General features: G+C 73.9%; 22 protein-coding genes. 10 read left to right on the top strand and 12 right to left on the bottom strand.

Annotated features, from left to right (window positions below; translation table 11 throughout):
- Positions 1-505 precede the first annotated feature (505 nt).
- From ACZLKG_RS16270 to ACZLKG_RS16260, 3 genes are read right to left on the bottom strand one after another with little or no spacing between them, the layout of a single operon-like run.
- Positions 506-1,513 (bottom strand): Gfo/Idh/MocA family protein, encoded by a 1,008-nt coding sequence (locus ACZLKG_RS16270; protein ID WP_463649327.1) that lies wholly within the window; start codon positions 1,511-1,513, stop codon positions 506-508.
- A gap of 5 nt (positions 1,514-1,518) precedes the next feature.
- Entirely contained in the window at positions 1,519-2,625 is a 1,107-nt protein-coding gene (locus ACZLKG_RS16265) for a DegT/DnrJ/EryC1/StrS family aminotransferase (protein WP_463649326.1), read from the bottom strand.
- A gap of 14 nt (positions 2,626-2,639) precedes the next feature.
- On the bottom strand, positions 2,640-3,239 hold the full coding sequence (locus ACZLKG_RS16260; RefSeq protein ID WP_463649325.1) for an acyltransferase: 600 nt from the start codon (positions 3,237-3,239) through the stop codon (positions 2,640-2,642).
- 113 nt (positions 3,240-3,352) lie between these two features.
- Here ACZLKG_RS16260 and ACZLKG_RS16255 point away from each other — a divergent pair, with 113 nt between their 5' ends.
- The 6 genes from ACZLKG_RS16255 to ACZLKG_RS16230 all read left to right on the top strand — a co-directional run bounded on the left by ACZLKG_RS16255 (position 3,353) and on the right by ACZLKG_RS16230 (position 9,480).
- Positions 3,353-4,036 carry a glycosyltransferase family 2 protein gene (locus tag ACZLKG_RS16255; RefSeq protein WP_463649324.1) on the top strand — a complete coding sequence of 228 codons (684 nt, stop codon included), beginning with the start codon at positions 3,353-3,355 and terminating at the stop codon, positions 4,034-4,036.
- Entirely contained in the window at positions 4,036-4,494 is a 459-nt protein-coding gene (locus tag ACZLKG_RS16250; protein WP_463649323.1) for a DUF2304 family protein, read from the top strand. The genes ACZLKG_RS16255 and ACZLKG_RS16250 overlap by 1 nt, the downstream gene beginning before the upstream one ends.
- Positions 4,495-4,614: 120 nt before the next feature.
- The gene (locus tag ACZLKG_RS16245; protein WP_463649322.1) at positions 4,615-6,012 is read left to right on the top strand and encodes an LCP family protein; all 1,398 of its coding nucleotides are present in this window, start codon (positions 4,615-4,617) and stop codon (positions 6,010-6,012) included.
- 91 nt (positions 6,013-6,103) lie between these two features.
- The gene (locus tag ACZLKG_RS16240) at positions 6,104-7,504 is read left to right on the top strand and encodes an LCP family glycopolymer transferase (protein ID WP_463649321.1); all 1,401 of its coding nucleotides are present in this window, start codon (positions 6,104-6,106) and stop codon (positions 7,502-7,504) included.
- Positions 7,505-7,548: 44 nt separating this feature from the next.
- The gene (locus tag ACZLKG_RS16235; protein ID WP_463649320.1) at positions 7,549-8,796 is read left to right on the top strand and encodes a hypothetical protein; all 1,248 of its coding nucleotides are present in this window, start codon (positions 7,549-7,551) and stop codon (positions 8,794-8,796) included.
- A 90-nt stretch (positions 8,797-8,886) separates the two neighbouring features.
- A complete protein-coding gene (locus tag ACZLKG_RS16230) occupies positions 8,887-9,480 on the top strand; it encodes a hypothetical protein (protein WP_463649319.1) in 594 nt (197 codons plus the stop codon).
- A 60-nt stretch (positions 9,481-9,540) separates the two neighbouring features.
- Here ACZLKG_RS16230 and purE read toward each other — a convergent pair whose 3' ends face one another.
- Together purE and ACZLKG_RS16220 are read right to left on the bottom strand one after the other, a co-directional pair.
- Positions 9,541-10,062 carry a 5-(carboxyamino)imidazole ribonucleotide mutase gene (gene purE / locus ACZLKG_RS16225; protein ID WP_463649318.1) on the bottom strand — a complete coding sequence of 174 codons (522 nt, stop codon included), beginning with the start codon at positions 10,060-10,062 and terminating at the stop codon, positions 9,541-9,543.
- Between the two features lie 109 nt (positions 10,063-10,171).
- Entirely contained in the window at positions 10,172-11,362 is a 1,191-nt protein-coding gene (locus tag ACZLKG_RS16220; protein WP_463649317.1) for a 5-(carboxyamino)imidazole ribonucleotide synthase, read from the bottom strand.
- A gap of 76 nt (positions 11,363-11,438) precedes the next feature.
- Here ACZLKG_RS16220 and ACZLKG_RS16215 point away from each other — a divergent pair, with 76 nt between their 5' ends.
- Positions 11,439-12,056 carry a GtrA family protein gene (locus tag ACZLKG_RS16215; protein WP_463649316.1) on the top strand — a complete coding sequence of 206 codons (618 nt, stop codon included), beginning with the start codon at positions 11,439-11,441 and terminating at the stop codon, positions 12,054-12,056.
- Here ACZLKG_RS16215 and ACZLKG_RS16210 read toward each other — a convergent pair.
- From ACZLKG_RS16210 to ACZLKG_RS16190, 5 genes are all read right to left on the bottom strand, one after another.
- Complete coding sequence (locus ACZLKG_RS16210; protein WP_463649315.1) at positions 11,946-12,656, bottom strand: lysoplasmalogenase family protein; 711 nt, start codon at positions 12,654-12,656, stop codon at positions 11,946-11,948. The genes ACZLKG_RS16215 and ACZLKG_RS16210 overlap by 111 nt on opposite strands.
- Positions 12,653-13,975: a sensor histidine kinase gene (locus ACZLKG_RS16205; RefSeq protein WP_463649314.1), complete on the bottom strand. Its 1,323-nt coding sequence runs from the start codon at positions 13,973-13,975 to the stop codon at positions 12,653-12,655. The genes ACZLKG_RS16210 and ACZLKG_RS16205 overlap by 4 nt, the downstream gene beginning before the upstream one ends.
- 1 nt (position 13,976) lies before the next feature.
- Positions 13,977-14,663: a response regulator transcription factor gene (locus ACZLKG_RS16200; protein WP_425709274.1), complete on the bottom strand. Its 687-nt coding sequence runs from the start codon at positions 14,661-14,663 to the stop codon at positions 13,977-13,979.
- 101 nt (positions 14,664-14,764) lie between these two features.
- A complete protein-coding gene (locus tag ACZLKG_RS16195; protein ID WP_463649313.1) occupies positions 14,765-15,829 on the bottom strand; it encodes an adenylate/guanylate cyclase domain-containing protein in 1,065 nt (354 codons plus the stop codon).
- Positions 15,830-16,037: 208 nt separating this feature from the next.
- On the bottom strand, positions 16,038-16,907 hold the full coding sequence (locus ACZLKG_RS16190; protein WP_425709276.1) for a biotin--[acetyl-CoA-carboxylase] ligase: 870 nt from the start codon (positions 16,905-16,907) through the stop codon (positions 16,038-16,040).
- Between the two features lie 198 nt (positions 16,908-17,105).
- Between ACZLKG_RS16190 and ACZLKG_RS16185 the strand changes: the two genes are divergently transcribed.
- Positions 17,106-18,707, top strand: coding sequence for an acyl-CoA carboxylase subunit beta (locus tag ACZLKG_RS16185; protein ID WP_425709277.1), 1,602 nt, complete (start codon positions 17,106-17,108; stop codon positions 18,705-18,707).
- On the top strand, positions 18,704-19,054 hold the full coding sequence (locus ACZLKG_RS16180) for an acyl-CoA carboxylase epsilon subunit (RefSeq protein WP_425709278.1): 351 nt from the start codon (positions 18,704-18,706) through the stop codon (positions 19,052-19,054). Before ACZLKG_RS16185 ends, ACZLKG_RS16180 begins: the two co-directional genes overlap by 4 nt.
- On the opposite strand, the gene ACZLKG_RS16175 is transcribed toward ACZLKG_RS16180, so the two are convergent.
- Complete coding sequence (locus tag ACZLKG_RS16175; RefSeq protein WP_425709279.1) at positions 19,045-19,689, bottom strand: hypothetical protein; 645 nt, start codon at positions 19,687-19,689, stop codon at positions 19,045-19,047. The two genes, ACZLKG_RS16180 and ACZLKG_RS16175, sit on opposite strands and share 10 nt — an antisense overlap.
- Positions 19,690-19,777: 88 nt before the next feature.
- Positions 19,778-20,851 (bottom strand): hypothetical protein, encoded by a 1,074-nt coding sequence (locus tag ACZLKG_RS16170; RefSeq protein WP_425709280.1) that lies wholly within the window; start codon positions 20,849-20,851, stop codon positions 19,778-19,780.
- Between the two features lie 177 nt (positions 20,852-21,028).
- On the opposite strand from ACZLKG_RS16170, the gene ACZLKG_RS16165 reads away from it, so the two are divergent.
- On the top strand, positions 21,029-22,507 hold the full coding sequence (locus ACZLKG_RS16165) for a CAP domain-containing protein (RefSeq protein ID WP_463648577.1): 1,479 nt from the start codon (positions 21,029-21,031) through the stop codon (positions 22,505-22,507).
- Positions 22,508-22,515: the final 8 nt, after the last annotated feature.

Here is a 22,515-nt window from a genome sequence, read left to right as displayed (position 1 = left end):
GACCGTCCGCGATCTCCTTCTGCCGCCGTCTGCGTTCCGCACGCTCCGGACTCTCCTTGGTCATGGTCACAGCATGTTCTCCTTCGAACGCTGACCCCACCCCTTACACAAACCATCTGACACGCCCCAGCATTACGCTGGTCACGCCATCGCAACAACGTCGAGTGAGCGATGTCGTGCCGACGCAGTACCTCGACGCGCCGCCCGAAGTCAGCGTTCTCGTACTCGGCCACGATGTCGATCCGGTCCTGGATCGTGTGCCGACGCGGCCCGCGATACCCGTTCTTCATGAACGTCTCCAGTCCCCACCCCCTGTGTCTCACACCAGGCTGACACAGAGGGAGCACGGTCCAGCTCGACAGCGCCCGGTCCAGCTCGCTGACCCACCTCGCCGAGCTCGACTGTTCCCCACCGAGACTGACCTCAGCACGGTCCAGCTCGGCGGATCCAGGTCCAGCTCGGCGAAGCGGGTCGGCTCAGAGCTCGGCGCGGCACGCCCGGCCCCTTACAGCTGGACGGCCTGACCGTCGGCGGCAGCGGACAGGATCGCCTCGACCACCTCGAGCGTGTGCACGCCCTCGGCCATCGACACCACCTCGTCAGACACGCCGCGCACGGCGTCCCGGAACCGCTCCTGCTCCACCCGCAGCGGCTCGCGCTTGGGGATCGCGTAGGTCGTGATGTCGCCCTCGGAGACCCCGCGGAAGGCCGCGACGGCGTCCCACTCGGTCGGGATGGTGCCGTTGGCGTAGAACGAGAGGTCGATGTTGAGCGTGTCGGCCACGAGGGCCCCACGCTCCCCGGTGACCACTGTGCGCCGCTCCTTGAACGGCGAGAGCCAGTTGACGGTGTGGCCGACCATCGTGCCGTCGGCCAGCTGCCCCGTCGCCACGACCATGTCCTCGAACTCGCGGCCCGACCGGTGCGTCGTGCGTGCGTAGATCGAGCTGTACGGCGAGCCGGCCACGAACGCGGCCAGGTCGACGTCGTGCGTCGCGAGGTCCTTGACCACACCGACGTCCGAGATGCGCGCCGGGAACGGCCCCTGCCGGAAGGTCTGGATCTGGTAGATCTCCCCCAGGAAGCCCTCGGCCAGCTTGTCCCGCAGGGCGACGATCGCCGGGTTGCAGCGCTCGACGTACCCCACCGCACCGGTCAGCCCGGCCTCCTCGAAGGCCTGCGCCACGCGCCGGCCGGCGGCCACGTCGTGCGCGATCGGCTTCTCGACCATCGTGTGCACGCCGGCCTCGGCCAGCCGCAGCCCGACCTCCTCGTGGTACACCGTCGGCACGGCCACCATCGCGGCCTCGATGCCGGCGTCGATCAACCACTCGACGTCGGACCCCACCTCGAGCGTTCCGGCGACCCCGAAGCGGTCCCCGCCCGGGTCGGCCACGGCCACGAGGTCCATGCCCTCGGTCTCGCGGATCACGCGGGCGTGGTGGCGCCCCATCGAGCCGAGCCCGATGAGCCCCACCCGCAGCGGCGCGCCGGAAGCAAAGTCCTCAGCCATCGCGATCACGCCCCCGCCGTCGTCACGGCCGCCACGGCGGCGACGATCCGGTCGAGGTCACCCTGCTCGAGCGAGGGGTGCACCGGCAGGGAGATCACCTGCTGCGCGGCGCGCTCCGTCTCGGGCAGCTCGAGGTCCGGCGCGAACACGGCCAGCGACTCGAGGCGGTGGTTGGGGATCGGGTAGTACACGCCGCTGCCCACCCGGTACTCCTCGCGCAGCGCGGTGACGATGCGGTCGCGCTCGGCGCCGCCGTCGCCCTCGACGGGTACCCGAACCGTGTACTGGTGGTAGACGTGCTCCGCACCGTCGGCGACGGGGGGCACCACCACGCCGGACAGGTTCGCGTCGAGGAACGCCGCGTTCGCGCGCCGCTGCTCCGTCCAGCCGAGCACCCGGCCGAGCTGGACCCGCCCGATCGCGGCGTGCACGTCGGTCATGCGGGTGTTGAAACCGATGACCTCGTTGGCGTACTGCTTCTCCATGCCCTGGTTGCGCAGGAGGCGCACCCGGCGCGCGAGGGTCTCGTCCCCCGTCGTCACCATGCCGCCCTCGGCGGAGGTCATGTTCTTGGTGGGGTAGAGCGAGAACGCGGCGAACGCCCCGAAGGTGCCGACCTGGCGCCCGCCGAGCGTGGCGGCGTGGGCCTGCGCGGCGTCCTCGAAGATCTGCAGGTCGAACTCGTCGGCGATGGCCTGGAGCGCGTCCATGTTCGCGGGGTGCCCGTAGAGGTGGACGGGCATGATGCCGCGGGTGCGCTCGGTCACCGAGGCCCGCACGGACTCCGGGTCGAGGCAGAAGTGGTCCGGCTCGATGTCGGCGAACACCGGCGTGGCGCCGGTCAGGGCCACCGAGTTTCCCGTCGCCGCGAACGTGAAGGACGGGACGATGACCTCGTCGCCCTCGCCGATCCCGGCCGCGACCAGGCCCATGTGCAGGGCCGACGTCCCCGAGTTCACGGCCACCGCCTCGCGCCCCTGCGCCAGCACGGAGGCGAATTCCTCCTCGAAGGCCTTGACCTCTGGCCCCTGGGCGATCATGCCGCCGGCGAGCACGCGGTCGACCGCCGCCCGCTCGTCGTCGCCGATGATGGGCCTCGCCGGCGGGATCATGGGCAGCTCGTCGTTCACGCGTTCTCCTCCGTCTCGGTCAGCACGCCGTCGGTCAGGGCGTACCGCTGCCCACTGATCGGGCAGCGCCATTGTTCCCCGTCCGGCACCAGCCTGGCGCCCGAACGTCCTACCCAACCGATCTGCTTGGCAGGTACGCCGGCCACGAGCGCGTACGGGGCGACGTCCTTGGTCACGACCGCGCCGGCCGCCACGGTGGCCCAGGCGCCGACCGTCACGGGTGCCACGCACACCGCGCGGGCACCGATCGCGGCGCCCTCCTCGATGGTCACGCCCACGGCCTCCCAGTCGGAGGCGGACTTCAGCGAGCCGTCCGGGTTGATCGCGCGGGGGTAGGTGTCGTTGGTGAGCACGGCGGCGGGGCCGACGAACACGCCGTCGGCGAGCCGCGCGGGCTCGTAGACGAGCGCGTAGTTCTGGACCTTGCAGTGCCGTCCCATCTCCACGCCGGTGCCGATGTAGGCACCGCGCCCGACGACGCACCCCTCCCCCAGCACGGCGTCCTCTCGCACCTGCGCGAGGTGCCAGACGGAGCTGCCGTCGCCGATGCGGGCGGTGGTCGCCACGTCGGCGGAGTCCACGATCCGTGCGGTCATGCGCTGCCCTTCGCTCCCCGGGCCGCGCACCGCCCGCACCGACCGCTCCCGCGACCGGCCCGCGCACGGCACGCTGCCCTGCTGTCGTCCACGAGCCTGCGACAATGCGGCCCATGCCCATGGTGCCACCCGTGGACGACGCCTGGCTCGTCATCCCCGTCTACAACGAGGCGTCCGTCATCGGCCGCGTCGTGTCGGAGGCGCGCGAGACGTTCCCGCACATCGTGTGCGTCGACGACGCCTCGACGGACGGCTCCGGGTCCGCGGCCGCCGCGGCGGGCGCCGTCGTCGTCACCCACCCGTTCAACCTGGGCCAGGGCGCCGCGCTGCAGACGGGCATCGAGTACGTCGTCACCCGCACGGACGCGAGCTACCTCGTCACGTTCGACGCCGACGGGCAGCACCGCGTCGTCGACGCCGTACAGATGGTCGAGCGGGCGCGCGCCGAGGACCTGGCCGTCGTCTTCGGCTCGCGCTTCCTCGACGACCGGACCAAGCCCGGGCTCCTCAAGCGCATCGTCCTCAAGACCGCGGTCTGGGTGACGAACCAGTCCACCGGGATGCGCCTGACCGACGCCCACAACGGACTGCGCGTCATCCGCCGCGACGCCGCACGGCGCATCGACCTCAGGCAGAACCGGATGGCGCACGCCACCGAGATCGTCCTCGCGCTCGGTCGCACCGGCCTGCCGTGGGCGGAGCACCCGATCGAGATCGTCTACACCGACTACTCCAAGGCCAAAGGACAGTCGTTGCTCAACTCCGTCAACATCCTCTGGGAGCTGGTGATCCGCTGATGCCCGTCTCCGGGGACACCCGCCTCATCCAGATCCTGCTGCTGGTCGCCGTCGTCGCGTTCACGGTGCTGCTCACCCGCTCGACGGCGGGCTCGCGCCACCAGGCGATCCGCCGGCTCGGGCTGCTCGGCTTCATGGTGCTCGCCGCCCTCTCCGTCCTGTTCCCGTCCTGGGTCTCGCAGGCGGCCAGGTTCGTGGGGGTCGGTCGTGGCACGGACCTGGTGCTGTACGTGCTGGTCGTCATGTTCTTCGGGTACGTCGTGGTCACCGCCCGCGGGCACGCGCGCCGCGACCGGCAGACGACGATCCTCGCCCGCAGGCTCGCCATCCGGGAGGCCGACGACGACGCACGGCGGGCCGCCCGGGGCGACTCCCCTCCCGGTCCCGTGGCAGGACCTGGCGCGGGTGCCGGTCCCGACGACGCGCGCCGGCCGGGCGCGGACGGCGACGCCGGGTAGCGGCCGCGCCGAGACACCGGCCACAGCGCGGACCGTGAACCTGCGGCGGGACAGAACTACCCGCCGCCGTGCCGTGAACGAAGGCCCACGCCGGGGCCGCCTGCCCGTATCGTGATCGCGATGCCGACCGACGCTCAGGACGGCGCGGCGGATCCGGAGCTGCCGCGCGACGAGCCCTACCGACCCCGGCACCGCAAGCCTGCCCCCGCGCGGGCCAGGCGCCGCCGTGGACCGATCATCGCGGGCGCCGCGGCGGCCGTCGTCGCGGTGGGCATCGGGGCCGTCGCCGCGATGTACAACGACCTCCAGGGCAACATCACCACCGAGGACGTCGACCACCTGCTCGACGACGACGAGCGCCCGACCGTCCACGAGGACCCGGACGACCCCAACGCCGGCCAGGCGATGAACATCCTCGTCATGGGGTCCGACACCCGCGAGGGGGACAACGCCGCTCAGGGCGGCGAGGCCGACGTCGAGGGCATGCGCTCGGACACCACGATGATCCTGCACATCTCCTCGGACCGCGAACGGGTCGACGTCGTCTCGATCCCGCGCGACACCCTGGTCGACATCCCCTCCTGCACGCTCGAGGACGGCACCGAGACCGAGCCGGCCGAGCAGGCCATCTTCAACTCCGCCTTCCACACCGGCGGCCAGCACGGTGACGTCAGCGCGGCCGCCGCCTGCACGATCGCCACCGTCGAGGAGCTGACGGACGTCCGCATCGACGACTACATGGTGGTCGACTTCGCCGGGTTCATCGGCGTCGTCGAGGCGCTGGACGGGGTGCCGATGTACGTCGACGAGGAGATCGCCGACCCGGCCGCCGGGCTCGAGCTCGAGCAGGGCTGCCAGATCCTCGACGGCGACGAGGCGCTCGGGTACGCGCGCGCCCGCCAGACGCTCGGCGACGGCTCCGACATCTCCCGCATCGGCCGTCAGCAGCAGCTCGTGAGCGCCATCGCCCGCGACGTCCTGTCGAGCCGCGTGCTGTTCGACCTGCCGCGCCTGTACTCGGTGCTCGACGCCGGCACCCAGACGCTCACCACCTCCTCGGAGTTCGGCAGCATCCGGAACCTCGCCGGGCTCGCCGTGTCGCTGCGCAGCCTCGAGGGCGAGAACATCGGGTTCCTCACGATGCCCTGGGAGCCCGCGGGCTACCGCGTGACGCCGACCGAGGAGGCCGAGGACGTCTGGGCCGCCCTGCGCGAGGACGAGCCCGTCACGGGCGCCACCGTGGCGGCGGACCCCGAGCTCGGCGGCGGGGCCGAGGAGTCGGCCTCCGGCGAGGCGGCGTCCGAGGGGGCGTCCGACGGCGCGGCGCCCGAGGACACCGGCACGGCGATCGGCACCGGCGGCGAGATCGCCCAGGAGGCCCGCGACGCGGCCCGGGCCGAGGCCTCCCCGGAGGTTCCCACCGACGAGTCCGACGGCCTCGGCACGCCCGACGACGCGGCGCCGCCCGCGCCGACCGACGAGCCGGAAGCTGCCCCCCTGCCCCCGTGCACACGCTGACCGCGACCCGCCTCCCTCGGGGTGGTGCCACGGTTCCGGGCCTCCCCGCGCGTACGGTGCCTCTCGCTGGACGGACGACCGGGGGGACACGATGAACGACAACGACCTGCCTCCGTCGTTCGCGCCCAAGAACAAGCGTCGCTCGGCACGCCCGGACCGCGAGCAGCCGGAGGGGACCCGGCAGGTCGACGGCGCCGGGCGCCCGCCCGCTCCCCCGCGCCAGCCCACGGCCGATCGGTTCGACCGTGGACGCCCCCGGCCCGCCCCGACGGGCTCGCCGCGCCGCGCCCCCAGCGACCGCGCAGGCATCCCCGCGCGCGACGAGATCGGCGCCACCCGCGCCGTGCCCACCGCCGGGCGCGAGGCGCCCGGGCGTCCCTCGGCACCGCCGCCGGCCTACGCACCACCGTCGTACCGGCCGGCCTTCCACGGTGCGACCGACCCACGCCGCCCCGGTCCGGGCGAGGCACCGCCCCGGTACCCCGACGATCCGGGACAGGCGCCTCCGCCACCCCCGCCGGGCCGCCCGCCGCGGCCCGGCCGGCGTCGCCGCCGGCCGGGCCGCGTCGTCGCGCTCGTCCTCGTCCTCCTCCTGGTCCTGGTGATCGCCTGGCCGGTGGGCCTCGCCATCTGGGCGGACGGCCGCATCTCGCACACGGCCGCGCTCTCGGGAGCCGGGGACTCCACCGGCACCACCTACCTCCTCGCGGGCACCGACTCCCGCGGCGGGGCGATCGACGACGGTGTGGAGGGCTCCCGCTCGGACTCGATCCTCGTGCTGCACGATCCCGAGTCGGGCACGCCCTCGCTGATCTCGCTGCCGCGCGACACCCTCGTCGAGATCCCCGGCCACGGCGACAACAAGCTCAACGCCGCCTACTCGCTCGGGGGCCCGGAGCTGCTCGTGGAGACCGTCGAGGGCCTCATGGAGCTCACCGTCGACCACTACGTCGAGATCGGCATGTCCGGGCTGTCGGAGATCGTCGACTCCGTCGGCGGGGTCGAGCTGTGCCTCGACTACGACGTCGAGGACGACTTCTCCGGCCTCAGCTGGCAGGCGGGCTGCCACGTCTCCGACGGCGAGACCGCCCTCGCCTTCGCCCGGATGCGCTACTCCGACCCCACCGGGGACATCGGCCGCGGCATGCGCCAGCGCCAGGTGATCGGCGCCATCGCCGACTCCGTGGCCACCCCCGGTACCCTGCTCGACCCGCGCAGGCACGTCTCGCTCGCCCGCACGGGCACCGACGTGCTCGTCACGGACGAGGAGACCGGCATCGTCGACCTGGGCCGGATGGCGCTGGCGTTCCGCAGCGCCTCGGGCGGCGGGTTCGTCGGCGCACCGCCCGTCGCCGACCCCGCCTACCGCGCCGGCGGCCTGGGGGCGACCGTGCTGCTCGATGCCGACGCGCTGCCCGCGTGGTTGGAGTCCGTGCGGGAGGGGACGATCAGCCCGTCCGACCAGGAGCAGACGGACCCCGCGGGCGGCTAGCGTCAGGGGTGCGCGACGCGCAGCTCGCGCGAGGAAGGACTGAGATGAGCACCGACCCGCACGAGGGTCCCACCCCCGGGCATCCCACCCCCGATGACGACGCCCGCCTGAGCGAGGAGGTCGACCGCGCCGGGCACCTGCTCGACGCCGGCGACCACGCCGGAGCCGTCACCGCGCTGGGCGACGTCCTCGGCTGGGCCGAGTCCGCCTACGGCCCCGGCGACCCCGACGTGCTGCTCGTACGCGGCGAGCTCGGTGGTGCGCTCGGGCGGCTCGGCCGGCACTACGAGGCCGTCGACGTCCTCGGCCCGGGCGTCGTCCTCGCCCGCGAGCTGGGGCCCGAGGACGCCGAGACCCGCGCCGGGCTCATCACGTCCCTCATCGCCGCGCTCGAGGCCTCGGGCCGCAGCCACGAGACGCCGTCCCTCGAGCACGAGCTCGCGCAGGTCGGCGGACCGGACGCCAGTTCGCAGGAACCGATCGACGACCAGCGGGCCGACGACGAACGTGCGAGGAGCGGCGTGGGTGCACCCCCGGCAGCCGCCGCCGGGGCCGCGCCCGCCGACGCGGAGGACACGAGGGCGGGCGCGGCTGCCACCGGCCAGGGTGCGGAGGCCCCCCTGGCCGACGACCTGCGCCGGGCCGCGGCCGACGGCGCCGGGGTCGACGACGCCGTGGCGCTCGTGGCCCGGGCCGACACCCCTGCCGAGCGGCAGCTGCTGCCCGACGCGCTGCTCATCCTCGCCGAGGCCCGCACGCGCGCGGAGGACCCCGAGGGCGCCGTGGACGCGTACGCCCGCCGCGCGGAGGTCGTCGCCGCGCTCGACGGTCCGACGTCGGGCACCGCGCTGCGGGCCGGCGCCCGGCACGTGACGGCGCTCGTCGAGGCCGGTCGCCTGGACGAGGCGCTCGACGCGAACATGTTCCTCGGCCGGGACGCCCGCCGCTACCGCCCCGACGACCTCGAGCTCGCGGACGTCGCGACCGCCCGCAGCGCCGACCTGCTCGCTGCCAAGGGCAGGTTCGAGGAGGCCCGCCAGGTGTTCGCCGAGCTCGTCGCGCTGCGCACCGGGCGGCCCGACGTCGGCCCGGAGCACCTGTCCACGCTCGACGCGCGCCATCGCGAGGCGTGGGCGACCCTCGAGGTCGATCCCGCCCGGGCGCTCGAGCAGTTCGGGGCGCTGACGGCGGACCTCGACCGGCTCGTGCCCCCCGACCACCCGCTCGTCGAGCAGGCCGTCAACGGCACCGAGGAGGCCAGGAACGACCTCGCCGCGGGCCCGCAGGCGTAGGGACGCGGGCGGCGGCCCCGGCCCTCGGCCGGGCCGCGCAGGAAGATTTCCCCTTGATCCCGCCCCCGGGGGGCGAGGATCGTGCCGGGGATGGACGTGCGACGAGGCATGCTGGGGGCGGCCGCGATCGTGGCGCTGCTGGCCGCGGGCTGCGACGGCGAGGACGATACCGGTGGCGACCCGGCGACGGAGGCACCGACGACGACCGCGACGCCGACGTCCGGGCCCCCCGACGACCCGACCGACGGTCCGTCTGTCGGGACCGGGGACCAGGAGCTTGCCGAGGGCGCGCTGTCCGAGCAGGTCGACCACCCGTCCGGCGTCACCCTGCGGGTCGAGGTCGGTCAGCGCGCACCGACGCACCCGGAGTCGCCCACGAGCGACGAGCCACGGGAAGGCACCCAGATCGAGGTCACCGTCACCAACGACTCCGACGTCCAGATCCCCGAGGGAGGGATCAACGTGCAGGTCGGCTACCCGGACGACGCCGGTACCGGCGTCGGGCTCGTGTGCGGTCCCGACCCCTTCGGGTGCTCGCCGTCCGAGGAGATCCTTCCGGGCGAGGAGTACACCTACGTGCTCGGCTTCGAGGTGGCCGAGGGTGCCGACATCCAGGTGACGACCCAGGTCTGGACCGACGACGGGACGCAGCTGGCGGGGTTCGTCGCATACGGCCGTTCCTGAGCGGTCGACCGCAGGCGGTGGGCGCCTCGGCCGTGGAGGTCGATCACCGACGTCATGCGGTCAGTCGTCATCCTGGTCGGACGTCAGCGAGGCCCGCAGCCGCGCTCCCCTGGCACGGGCGGACTCGGCGAGGTCGGCCTGGAGATCGACCATCCGTTCGCGGAGCTCCTCGGCGCGCGCGCCCTCGCCGGCCCCGAGGATCCGGGCGGCGAGCAGGCCGGCGTTACGGGCCCCGCCGATCGAGACCGTCGCGACGGGCACGCCCGCCGGCATCTGGACGATCGACAGCAGGGAGTCCATGCCGTCGAGGTGAGCCAGCGGCACGGGGACCCCGATCACCGGCAGCGGCGTGACGGCGGCGAGCATCCCGGGCAGGTGCGCGGCCCCGCCCGCGCCGGCCACGATCACGCGCAGCCCGCGCCGGGCCGCGGTGCGCCCGTACTCGATCATCTCGTCCGGCATGCGGTGCGCGGAGACGACGTCGACCTCGTGGCTCACGCCGAGCTCGTCGAGCGCGACCGCCGCGGCGGACATCACGCGCCAGTCCGAGTCCGACCCCATGACGATCCCGACCTCGACCATGCTCACTCCCCGGTCCCGTGAGGGCCGGCGGCTCCGGCCCGCGGCCATCCTCCCACCGCGGCCGGCACCGGCGGCGCGTCCCGACCACTGCGTGGCCGCCTGCGCCGGCTCAGCCGCGGTGGAGCAGGTCGACGGCGGCACGGGCGGACACGATCAGTGCCCCGTGCCGCTCGCCGACCTCGGTGACGTGCCCGAGCTTGCGGCCGGGGCGCACCTCCTTGCCGTAGAGGTGCACCTTCGCGCGCGGGTGCCCGGCCAGCACCGCCGGGTACGCGGCGGCCGGGTCGGGCCGCTCGGCGCCGAGCAGGTTGACCATGACCGCGGCGGGGGCGAGCGCCGACGGATCGCCCAGGGGAAGGTCGAGGACCGCCCGCAGGTGCTGCTCGAACTGGCTGGTCACGGCGCCGTCGATCGTCCAGTGCCCCGAGTTGTGGGGGCGCATGGCGAGCTCGTTGACGAGCAGCCGCTCGCCGCCGCCCTCGGCCGGTGCCACGAACAGCTCGACGGCGAGGACCCCGGTCACGCCGAGGCCGGTCGCGACGCGCTCGGCGATGGCACGGCCCTGCTCCGCAAGCTCCGCGGGCAGCCCGGGGGCGGGGGCGAGGACCTCGGCGCACACCCCGCCGCGCTGCCGCGTCTCGACCACCGGCCAGCTGCGCACCTCGCCGGGCGCCCCACCGGGCCCACCGGACCCGCCGGGCGTGTCGCCACCCGGCCGGCGCGCAGTCAGCGCCGCGAGCTCGCGGACGAACGGCACCTTCTCCTCGACGAGGAGCCGCCCGCCGGGCGCGAGGTCGTCGAGCCAGTCCGCGACCTCGTCGGGGGTGGCGACGACCCGCACACCCTTGCCGTCGTAGCCCCCGCGGGCGGTCTTGACGACGACCGGTCCTCCGGCCTCGGCGATCGCGGCGGCGACCTCACCGGCGTCCGCGGCGGTCGTCCACCAGGGGCACGGGACGCCGAGCTCACCGAGCCGCTCGCGCATGGCGATCTTGTCCTGCGCGTGCAGCAGCGCGGAGGGACCGGGCCGGACCGGCACGCCCGAGGCGGCGACCGCGTCCAGCACCTCGGCGGGCACGTGCTCGTGCTCAAACGTGAGGACGTCCGTTCCCTCGACGAGTCGCCGCACCGCCTCGAGATCGTCGGCCCGGCCGACGACCGAGTCCGGCACCACCTGCGCCGTAGGCGCGTCGGCCGACTCGACGAGGACCCGTAGGTGCACGTCGAGGGCGAGCGCCGCCGGCGCCATCATGCGGGCGAGCTGCCCACCACCGATCACGGCCACGGTCCGTCGGGTCACGAGGATCAACCCTAGACGGTGCGAACTCCCCCACCCCGCCCCCACCGGGCCGGCCCGCTCGACCTAGGGTTGTCCGGTGCGACGCCTCATCGACCTGCTCCTGCGCGGCCAGACCTGGCGCCAGTGGTGGATCGAGCTGCTGCGGTTCTGCACCGTGGGCCTGTCGGCGTTCGTCGTCGACGTCGGGCTGTTCAACCTGCTGCGCTTCGGCCCCGGCGAGCTCATGTACGACCAGCCGCTGACGGCGAAGGTCATCTCGGTGGCGGTGTCGATCGTCGTGGCGTGGATCGGCAACCGCCTGTGGACGTTCCGGGAGAAGCGCCGATCGGCCGCCCACCGCGAGGCGCTGATGTTCGTGCTGGTCAACATCGGCGGGATGCTCGTGGCCGTGGGTTGCCTGGCGTTCTCCCACTACGTGCTGGGGCTGACCTCTCCGCTCGCGGACAACATCTCCGCCAACGGGGTCGGCCTCGTCCTCGGCACCGCGTTCCGGTACGTCTGCTACCGGTACGTGGTCTTCACCGAGGACCACACGGCCGAGGACTCTCCCCACGCGACCTCCCCTGACGACGAGGCGGTCGCCTCAGCGGCCGGCCCTCTCCCGCCCCTGGACGCGCACGACCCCCGCGGCGAGCAGCACCTGCGCGGCGACGTAGGTGAGCATCACCCACATGCCGTGGCCCGGGAGATCTAGTCCGGCGAACGTGCGCAGGGCCAGCAGCGAGTCGGAGACGATGTAGACGAGCGCACCGACGGCGGCGGCCGCCCCGAGCGCCGGGGCCAGCAGCGCCGTACCGATGATCGCCGCCGCGTAGGCCACGACGGCCGGCAGGAGGCTGCCGGCGCCCTGCGCGCACAGGATGACGAGCACGACCCCGTACCCGAGGAACGGGAGCACGAGCGCGGGCGAGCTCCACACGGGCGTGCTCCGGCGCCGCGGCCACAGCGCGATCAGCCAGCACACGTGCGCCAGGAGGAACAGGACGAGCATCGCCTCGAAGCCCCCGACCTCCAGGAACCGGGGCACGAGGTCGCCGCCCCAGGACAGGGCGAGAGCGGCGAGCGCCCAGGAGGTCGTGCGCGACCGCGGCGCCGGGGTCAGCGCAAGGACGGCGAGCAGCAGGGGCGGCAGGATGAGCGGCTGGGTGACCTCCCGCAGGATCGCCGGGCCGGTCAGCTGGGCGACCAGGTGGACGAGCGTGACGACAGCCAGGACCACCGTGGCGACCATCGCCGTCGTGACCGCCGCGCGCGACGGGCCGCGCCGGCGCGCCGCCGACGCGGGGACGGTCACCGCCTGCCCCGCCGGCGCCCGACCGAGACGAGCGCGCCCTGCGGGAGGACGGCCTCCGGCGTGAGCTCACGCGGCACCGCGTGCACGAACACCCGGAAGATCGGCGGGCGACGCTGCGTGAGCTCGAGCCGTCCGCCGTCGGCCGCGACGAGCTCGCGCGCGAGCGCCAGCCCGAGGCCCGTGCCGGCGCCGCCCGAGACGTGCTTGGTGAAGATCTCGGGGGCCAGCTCGTCGGAGACCCCCTCGCCCTGGTCCGCGACGTCGATGAACACACCCTTGGCGCCTGACGCCGAGCGGGTGGTGATCGTCGTCGTCCCCGCCCCGTACTTCAGCGAGTTCTCGATGAGAGTGGCGAGCACCTGGGACAGGGAGCCGGGCGTGACGAGGACCGGCGTGTCGGCGTCGTCGGAGAAGGTGAGCTCGCGGTCGGCGGCCACGAACGTCTGGTGCCACTCCTCGTCCTGCTGGGCGAAGATCTCGTCGAGGTTGACGACCTCGGTCGAACCGCCGCCCGCCGAGCGCGACGTCCTCAGGAGGTCGTCGACGACCCCGGTGAGCCGTTCGACCTGCTCGAGCGACCGGCGCGCCTCCTCGCGGACCTCCTCCTGATCGGAGGTCATCTCGATCTCCTCGAGGCGCATGGACAGCGCGGTCAGCGGCGTGCGCAGCTGGTGGGAGGCGTCCGCGGCGAACTGGCGCTCGGCGGCGAGGCGGCCCGCCATGCGGTCGGAGGTGCGCACGAGCTCGGCGGACACGAGGTCGATCTCCTCGATGCCGGAGACCTGGATGCGTGGACGCACCTGGCCCGAGCCGATCTGCTCGGCGGAGGCGGCCAGGTAGATGAGCGGCGCGGACAGGCGGCGGGCGAGCCGGGAGCCGATCGCGACGGCGATGCCCAGCGCCATCATCGACGTGACCGCGATGATGCCGACGACCTGCAGGACCCGGAACCACACGTGGGCGATCGCGATCTCCATGATCACCTCGGCGCCCGACGGGGTCCGGTTCACCGACCGCATGACGTCACCCTCGATGTCCGGCCCCGCACGATGGACCTCGCCGTCGGGGCTGCGCACGACGATGTTCGCCTCGATGTTGCTGTCGCCGCCCACCCAGGCGATGAGCATGTCGTCGTCGAGACCCTCGTCCGTGGCGATCCGGCGCTCGACCGACCGCGACAGCGAGGAGTTGCGCAGGTCGAGGGTCGCGCGCTGGTCGCCCCAGATCATCGCCCCCCCGAAGACCGCCAGCGGCGCGCCGACGACCACGACGGCCACCGTCACCGCCACGACGATCATGCGGATCGCGCGGCGGCGCACATCACCCTCCGGATGTCTCGAACCGGAAGCCGATGGCGCGGACCGTGGTGATGTACCGCGGCTGGTCGGCCGAGTCGCCGAGCTTGCGGCGCAACCAGGAGACGTGCATGTCGAGGGTCTTGGTGGACCCCGTGGGGTCGGTCCCCCAGACCTCCTGCATGATCGCCTCGCGCGTGACGACCGACCCGGCGTCGCGCACCAGGACGCGCAGGAGCTCGAACTCCTTGGCGGTCAGGTGCATCTCACGGGTCCCGCGGAAGGCGCGGTGGGCGGCGACGTCGACGCGGACGTCCTGCGCGACCAGCTCGTCCTCCTCGGTGATGTCCCCGCCGGCACGGCGAAGGAGCGCCCGCACCCGGGCGAGGAGCTCGGCGAGGCGGAAGGGCTTGGTGACGTAGTCGTCGGCCCCTGCGTCGAGCCCGACGACGAGGTCGACCTCGTCGGCCCGGGCGGTGAGCACGAGGATCGGCACGGTCAGCCCGCGCGAGCGGATGGCACGGGCGACGTCGAGGCCGTCCATGTCCGGCAGCCCGAGGTCGAGGACGACGAGGTCGGCGCCCTGCCCCACGTCCTCCAGGGCCGCCCCACCGGTGGTGTGGGAGCGGACCTCGTAGCCCTCCCGGCCGAGGGCGCGGGCGAGCGGTTCGGCGATCGCAGGGTCGTCCTCGACGAGCAGCACGTCAGTCACATCGACATCGTAGGCGCAATCGTCAACGTTTGGTCAAGTCGACGGGTCACGAGGGGTCGCACGAGGTCGCGGCGACGGCGCCGACGTGCCCCGGGCGCCGGTCAGGGAGCGGCGCGGACGAGCTCGACGGGCGAGACCTGGCCGATCCCCTCCAGCCCGGCGGCGGGCAGCGGCACCATCCGGAACGTGCCGACGCGGTCCCGCGCGGAGAGCTCGTCGGCGGTGGCGGAGTCCATGAGGACGGAGCCCGCGGGGGCGACATCGACGAGGCGCGAGGCGAGGTTGACGCTGGGCCCGAAGATGTCCCCGAACCGGGAGACGACCTCGCCCCACACGAGCGAGGCCCGCACGGGCAGCATCCGCTCCTTGGCGGTGAGTGCGGCGATGAGGTCGACGCACACCTCGGCGGCGAGCACGAGGTCGTCGGCGACGTACAGCACGGCGTCGCCGATCGTCTTGACGATGCGGGCGCCCGCGGAGGTGATGACGTCCCGGGACGTGTACTCGAAGGTCTGCACGAGGTCCGCGAGCGCCGCGGAGCCGAGCTCGGTCGACCGGCGCGTGTACGCGACCATGTCGACGAATCCCAGCGCGCGCGTGAGCGGGTAGCGGTCGGCACCACCGGGGCCGAGGTCGGCGGTCGGCTCACGGGTGGCGACCTCGGCCTCGGTGCGGCGCAGGAGCGCGGCCAGCTGACGTCGCCAGGCATAGGTCAGCTGCTTCTCCAGCACCTCTGTGTGGCCGCCGACGCGGTCGAGGAACAGGCGCCGGGCGCTCGTGTCGTCGATACCGAGCTGCCTCGAGAGGCCCTCCACGAGCGCCTCGGTCTGCCACAGGACGAGGCGGTCGGTCGTGTGGGACTGCGCGCGCAGCAGCGAGATCGCGGTCGACATGTCGATGCGTCCCTCGTCGAGCTGGCTGGCCATCGAGCGCAGGGCCGAGACGTCGGAGTCCGTGAAGACCACGTGGTTCTCCCCCACGTTGGGGAACCCCATGGCGCGCCAGAACGTGTGGGCGAGCTCGACCGACGTGCCGGCCCGCTCGGCGAGCTCGCGGATCGTGTAGACGGCGTCGGAGCCGACGAGCGCGCGGACCCGTTCGTCGACGGTCCCGGCGTCGACGCCCGCGACGGCGGTCGCGACGTCGGCATCCGGTTCGGGAGGCACGTCGGGGACGGTGTCCGCGCCCTGCCCGGGGCGCGCGCGGCACCCACCGTCGACAGGGCCGACGGCAGGTCGACCCTCCGGCGTGTGCTGCATCACAGAGCGATGGTAGTGGGTGAGGGCGGTCCGTGGGTGGGACTCTCGTCCCGGGTGGCGCTCCGGCCCCGCGGGCCGCCGCTCGCCGGGGCGGGTGCGGGACGGGAGCGGGGCATCAGCCGGACAGGCGGGTCTCGTCGTCGAGGACGGTCCCGTCCCCGGCCGTGCCGTCCCCCGCGGGCACCGCCGGTTCGGTCTGGACGAACCTCAGGTGCGTGACGTCGCCCGTGACGAGCACGTGCTCCACGCCCGAGCGGTCGATCACGACGAGCGCGCCGGTCGGGTCGAGCCGGCCGGCGGTGCCGACGATCTCGGTGTCGTCGGGCAGGGTCACGCGCACTCGCTTGCCGAGAGTGACCGTCCCCTCGGCGACCTCCTCCGCGAGGGCGGCCGCGTCGGCGTCCCCACCGGCGGCGACGAGCCGGTCCACGAGGCCCGGCAGATGGGCCCCGAGGGCCTCGAGCACCTGGGCGGGCGTGACGTCGATGCCGACGTCGCCCAGGCCGGCCCCCCACGCGACCGGGGCGCTGCCGGGGGCGACGTTGATGCCGATCCCGACGACGATCGCGCGGGTGCGCGGACTGACCTCGACGAGGATGCCGGCCACCTTGCGACTGCGGCCCCAGCCGTCGAGGGGCTCGGTCCCGGCGCCGAGGAGCACGACGTCGTTCGGCCACTTGGTCGCCGCCGGCGCCCCGAGGTCGGTGAGCGCCCGGCGTACGGCGAGCGCGACCACGAGCGGGATCCAGGTGGTCCGTACCGGCGGCAGGTCCACGCGCAGGACCACCGAGGCGGTCAGCGCGTCGCCGGCCCCCGTGCCGGTCAGCCACTCGCGACCGGCCCTCCCGCGCCCGGCGGTCTGGCGCTGGGCGACGAGCACCGACAGGTGCGGCCACTCGTCCGGGTCGGTGTCCGCCAGCGCAAGGGCGTCGGCGTTGGTCGAGCCGGTCGAGGGAAGCTCGACGACGCGGCTGAAGGGGCTCATGGGCGAAGCCAACCACGTGTCGCGCCCCGCGCGCGGCTGCGCCACCACGAGAACTCGCGAGTCGGCGTCCAGATCGCTCCGGGCGGCGTCGAGGCGGTGCGGAGGCACCAGGCTGGAGACGGCTCGGGACGCTGCCCGGACCGCTCCGGACGACGCACCTCGTCGAGGCCTGCCCCGCAAGCATCTAGGCTGCCACGGGTGAGCGACGCCAGACCCGACACCGCCGGCACCCGGGCCAAGATCGACGACCTCGCACGCCGCCGTGCCGAGGAGATCGACACCGTGACGGAGGCCGGCGCGGCCAAGCAGTCAGCCCGCGGCAAGCGCAGCGCGCGCGAGCGCATCGAGGCGCTGCTCGACGTCGGCAGCTTCACGGAGCTCGACGCGTTCACGACCCTGCGGTCCACCGCGTTCGGGCTGGACAAGAAGCGGGTGGCGGGCGACGGCGTGATCACCGGCCACGGCACGATCGACGGCCGGCAGGTCTGCGTCTACAGCCAGGACTTCACCGTCCTCGGCGGCTCCCTCGGTGAGGTGCACGGCCAGAAGATCGCCAAGGTCATGGACCTCGCGCTGCGCACCGGAGTACCGATCATCGGGATCTCCGACGGCGGCGGTGCACGCATCCAGGAGGGCGTCGCGGCGCTCACCCAGTTCGCGGAGATCTTCCGCCGCAACGTCGCGGCCTCCGGCGTCATCCCCCAGATCTCGCTCATCCTCGGCCCGAGCGCCGGCGGCGCCGTGTACTCCCCCGCGCTGACGGACTTCATCGTCATGGCCGAGGGCACGTCGAACATGTTCATCACCGGTCCGGACGTCATCCGCTCGGTCACGGGCGAGGACGTCGGGTTCGAGGAGCTCGGCGGGGCCTCGACGCACTCCACCCGCTCCGGCGTGGCGCACTACGCGGCCAGCGACGAGGACGACGCGATCGACTACGTCCGCGCCCTGCTCTCCTTCCTCCCGAGCAACAACCTCTCCGAGCCGCCGACCTGGCCGCCGGCGGACGGCGAGGACTCCGCGGAGATCGTTGCGATCGACCACGAGCTCGACGACCTCGTGCCCGACTCGGACAACCAGCCCTACGACATGCACACGGTGATCGAGCACGTCGTCGACTACGGCGAGTCGCTCGAGGTCTCCGCGGCGTTCGCGCCCAACATCATCACCGCGTTCGGCCACGTCGAGGGCCGCCCGGTGGGGATCATCGCCAACCAGCCGAGCTCGATGGCCGGCACGCTGGACATCGACGCCGCGGAGAAGGCCGCCCGGTTCCTGCGCACGTGCGACGCGTTCAACGTCCCCATCCTCACGTTCGTCGACGTCCCCGGGTTCCTCCCGGGCACCGACCAGGAGTGGCAGGGCATCATCCGGCGCGGCGCCAAGCTCATCTACGCCTACGCCGAGGCGACGGTCCCGCTCGTCACGGTCATCACGCGCAAGGCCTACGGGGGTGCCTACATCGTCATGGGCTCCAAGCAGCTCGGGGCCGACATCAACCTCGCCTGGCCGACGGCGCAGATCGCGGTCATGGGCGCCGGCGGCGCGGTCAACATCCTCCATCGCTCCGCGCTGCGGAAGGTCGACGAGGAGGGCGGCGACGTCGAGGCGGAGCGGGCGCGCCTGACCGGCGAGTACGAGGACGCGCTCATCAACCCGTGGGAGGCCGCGCAGCGCGGCGACGTCGACGCGGTCATCGCCCCGCACGAGACGCGCTCCCAGGTGGTCCGCGCGCTGCGTGCGCTGCGGACGAAGCGGGCGTCCGGTCCGGCGAAGAAGCACGGGAACATCCCGCTGTGACGAACCTCGGCGACGCGCGGGACTGGACCGGCCCAGAGGGGGACGACGAGCTGGTCGCCGCACACGAGCGTCCCGGCGAGGCGCGCCCTTCGGTGTCCGACGTCGAGGCCCTCGCGGCGCTGCGGGTGCTGTCCGGCACGCCCGACGAGGACGAGCTCGCCGCGCTGCTGGCCGGACTGGCCACCGCGCGGGCGCTGGCGCGGACGGAGGGCGCGCCGGGGAGCGGAGAGGCCGACGGTCCCGAGCGCGGTCCCTCCGGCGCGGGATCGGCGTGGACCGACCACGCCCACCGGCTCGGCGTGCGCAGCGTGGGCGCCGGCGCCTGGCGGTGGTCCGCTCAGCGGTAGCCGGGCGCCGCCGATCCAGGCGCTCCGGTGTGCGGCCCCCACCCGTACTGCCGGGCGAACGCCGCCGTCAGCTGGGCAAGGCTCGGGGCGCGCACGGCCGTGGCGAGCTCGTGCAGGAGCCGCGCGTCGGGCTCAGGCATGGTCCGCGCGACCATCCGCATCCGGAAGGGCCGGGCCGCCTGGGTGCCGGACCGCAGGGTCACGTAGATCATCGTGTCGACCGACGGGAGGCCCTCGGCCGGCGGGCGCGACCGCGGGTCCGGGCGCACACCCCGCCGCCTCCGGTACTCGATGAAGCCGACGTCGGCGACGTCGTCGAACGAGGCGTGCTCGCCGCGCACCGTGACGGTCCGGGCACCGCGGTCGTAGCTGATCCTCCGCACGAGCGGCCGGGCGAGGAGCGCGTAGCTGGCGGCGAAGACGAGCACGCACAGGCCGACAGCGACGAGCGCCATCTCGTGCGAGGCCGCGCGCCTCGCGGCCCCCTCCGCCCGGAAGACGCCGTAGCCGAGCACCGCGAACGGCGCCGCGTACAGCAGGCAGCGCCAGACGAACCCCCACAGCGCGGGCCGCGGGATCGAGACCGCACCGGAGCGGGCGACCGCGCCGGGTCCGTGGGCGGACCACCGGCTCATGGCGTCACCCGGGACCGAGGTTCTGGCACGAGGGCCACGGTAGCTGCGGGCCGGAGCGGACCGACCCGCCCGGCGGGCCCAGGCCTGGTCACCCTGCGGTCGTGCCGTTCCCGTGCGCCTGCGCGTGCCGCTCCCACACGCGGCGCAGGCCGGGGTCGGCCTCGAGCTGCCGTTCCCGGTCGGCCGGGCGGGCGGCGGCGAGCTGCTCGATCATCTGCCGCGCACCCGCCGGGTTGACGAGCGCCGCGTACTCGTACACCGCGGCCGTGGAGTCCGCACCCGTGACGCCGGTCAGGTCACGCGGCCCCTCGGTGAGGACCGTGACGGCGCGGGCGCGCTCGGTCAGCACGGCGGGGTCCACCGTCTCCTCGCCCTGCGCCTTGCCGCCGGAGGCGGCGTCGTCGTGACCCTGGAGCCGCTCGACCTGGATGCCTGCCCCGGCGAGCGCCTCCGCCACCTCGCGGGAGGCGCGCACGCTGCCGCGGATCGCGGTGGCGAGCGTCTCGACCGGGAGCGAGAGGTTGCCGGCGACCCGCGCGAGGCCGTCGGGGTCGGGCCGCCCGGTGAGCGGGCCGACGAGCAGGTAGCGGACCATGCCCTCGGGCCGGGTCGGGTCGGGCACCTCGTGCCAGGTGGGCCGGTCGATGAACCCGCCGGCCACGAGGGCCTCGACGGCGTCGGGCGCGGGCGTGGCGGACGTGCGGTGGATGGCCTCGGCCAGGAGTTGCGCCTGGGGCCGAGGGATCCGGCGGAGCGGCGCGCCCTTGAGGTAGACGGGAGCGACGACGTCGGTCCCGCGCCCGAACGCCATGTGGACACCGGGCTTGCCGAGCATCCCGAAGCTCGACGGCCCGATGTGCAGCTGGTCGATCTCGTTCAGCGGCACGGTGCGCCCCTTGGCGGCGACGGTCCCCGCGCCGAGGTCGACGTCGACCCGGACGTACGGGCGCAGCGTGAGCCAGAAGATCAACGCCGTCAGCGCGAGGCCGATCCCGAACCCGCCGATCGTCCAGGCCACGGACCCGCCGCCGACCGAGAGACCGCCGAACGCCCCGACGAGCGCGACCCCCACCGTGATGAGGACGAGGACGGGCGCGTTGTCCACGATCGCCCCGCGAGTGATCGGCTGCGGCCCCGGGGCCGTCGGTGCTGGTGAGGTCACCGGCATGAGGCTACCGGCGCGGGTCCGGCACGGACGGACGCCCGACGAGGGATCGACGAGCGGTCGGTGAGGCATCGATGAGGGCCCGGTGAGACATGGCACAGCCCCTCGACCGCACGCCAGGTCACGGTTTAGCGTCGGCTCGTAACATTCCGATAACAAGGAGAACCGACCGACGTGTTTGCACCCCCGCGCGGCCGCCACGCCCGGCGCCGCACCCTCGCCCCCCGGGTCGCCACCGCACTCCTGACCGTCGCCGCCGCGAGCGCGACCGTCACGACCGCCCAGGCGGCCGAGGCGCCCTCGGGCGTCCGCACCGTCAGCCCCGTCATCCGCACCGACGCCGGCTGGCAGAACCAGGTCGCCAACGCGATCGCCGCCCAGACCAACGCCTACCGCGCCGCCAACGGCCTGTCCCAGCTCACGCGCACCGGGTCCATCGACTCGGTCGCGCAGTCCTGGTCCAACCACCAGGCGAGCATCGGCTCGATGGTCCACCGCGGGGACTACGGCCGGTCGGCCGTGCCCGCCGGATCGACCGGCACCTCGGAGATCCTGTCCTGGGGCATCTACCCGGACCACCAGGCCGACTACTTCATGAGCCAGTGGCGCAACTCGCCGGTGCACAACAACATCCTGCTCACGGGGTCCTACACGCACTTCGGCGTCGGCGTGGCGGTCTCGGGGGACGGACGCGTGTTCGCCACCCAGAACTTCGCCACCTACCCGGGCGGCGGCCCCGGCGGCTCGACCCCCGCGCCGGCCGAGCCCGCGCCCGCGGAGCCGGCCCCGGAGCCCGAGACCGCGCCCCAGCCCGAGGCGCAGCCGCAGGACGAGACCGAGGCGCAGAACGACCAGGTGGCCCCGGACGCCGATGCCGCGCGCGAGGCGGACGCCGCCTCCCGCGACGCCGCGCGCACCGAGCCGGAGCCGGCCCCCGAGCCCGAGCCCGAGCAGCTGCCCGGCACGCCGCGCTTCCTGCTCTCGGACGAGCTCGCCGGCGACGCCGCGCACAGCTTCCTCTACGGCGTCGAGGGCGACGAGATCTTCGTCGGCGACTGGGACGGCGACGGGTCCGACTCGATCGCCGTGCGCCGCGGGAACGAGATCCACCTGACGAACACCCTCGGCACCGGCCCCGCCGAGCAGGTCGTCCGGCTCGGGGAGCCGGGCGACGAGATCGTCCAGGGCGACTTCGACGGCGACGGCACGGACACGTTCGCGGTCCGTGACGGCAACGTCCTGCAGATCATCAACGACCTCGAGAACCCGGGCGAGATCGAGCTCGCCGCCTTCGGTGCCGACGGGGACACGCTCCTCGTGGGCGACTTCGACGGCGACGGCACGGACACGTTCGGCATCCGACGCGGCTCCGACGTCATCTGGACGAACGATCCGACCGGCGCAGGCGTGGACGGCGAGATCTCGCTCGGCCGCGACGGTGACCTCGTCCTCGTGGGCGACTGGGACGGCGACGGCGCGGACAGCCTCGCCCTCCAGCGTGGCGCCGACTTCTTCGTGACGAACGAGATGGCCTCCGACGCCGAGGTGATCGAGACCCGCTACGGGCGCGACGGCGACGTCGCCGCGTTCGGCGACTGGGACGGCGACGGCGCGGACAGCCTCGGGGTCGTCCGCATCGAGCAGACCCGCTGATCCACGCT

The sequence above is a fragment of the Georgenia sp. Z2081 genome (assembly GCF_055326445.1).
This window is presented reverse-complemented; position numbering and strand designations above follow the sequence as displayed.

Bases quoted from the DNA above. Each gene is read 5' to 3' on its own strand.
- ACZLKG_RS16270 (WP_463649327.1), bottom strand. From the start codon at position 1,513: ATGGCTGAGGACTTTGCTTCCGGCGCGCCGCTGCGGGTGGGGCTCATC.
- ACZLKG_RS16265 (WP_463649326.1), bottom strand. From the start codon at position 2,625: ATGATCCCGCCGGCGAGGCCCATCATCGGCGACGACGAGCGGGCGGCG.
- ACZLKG_RS16260 (WP_463649325.1), bottom strand. From the start codon at position 3,239: ATGACCGCACGGATCGTGGACTCCGCCGACGTGGCGACCACCGCCCGC.
- ACZLKG_RS16255 (WP_463649324.1), top strand. From the start codon at position 3,353: ATGCCCATGGTGCCACCCGTGGACGACGCCTGGCTCGTCATCCCCGTC.
- ACZLKG_RS16250 (WP_463649323.1), top strand. From the start codon at position 4,036: ATGCCCGTCTCCGGGGACACCCGCCTCATCCAGATCCTGCTGCTGGTC.
- ACZLKG_RS16245 (WP_463649322.1), top strand. From the start codon at position 4,615: ATGCCGACCGACGCTCAGGACGGCGCGGCGGATCCGGAGCTGCCGCGC.
- ACZLKG_RS16240 (WP_463649321.1), top strand. From the start codon at position 6,104: ATGAACGACAACGACCTGCCTCCGTCGTTCGCGCCCAAGAACAAGCGT.
- ACZLKG_RS16235 (WP_463649320.1), top strand. From the start codon at position 7,549: ATGAGCACCGACCCGCACGAGGGTCCCACCCCCGGGCATCCCACCCCC.
- ACZLKG_RS16230 (WP_463649319.1), top strand. From the start codon at position 8,887: ATGGACGTGCGACGAGGCATGCTGGGGGCGGCCGCGATCGTGGCGCTG.
- purE (WP_463649318.1), bottom strand. From the start codon at position 10,062: ATGGTCGAGGTCGGGATCGTCATGGGGTCGGACTCGGACTGGCGCGTG.
- ACZLKG_RS16190 (WP_425709276.1), bottom strand. From the start codon at position 16,907: ATGAGCCCCTTCAGCCGCGTCGTCGAGCTTCCCTCGACCGGCTCGACC.
- ACZLKG_RS16175 (WP_425709279.1), bottom strand. From the start codon at position 19,689: ATGAGCCGGTGGTCCGCCCACGGACCCGGCGCGGTCGCCCGCTCCGGT.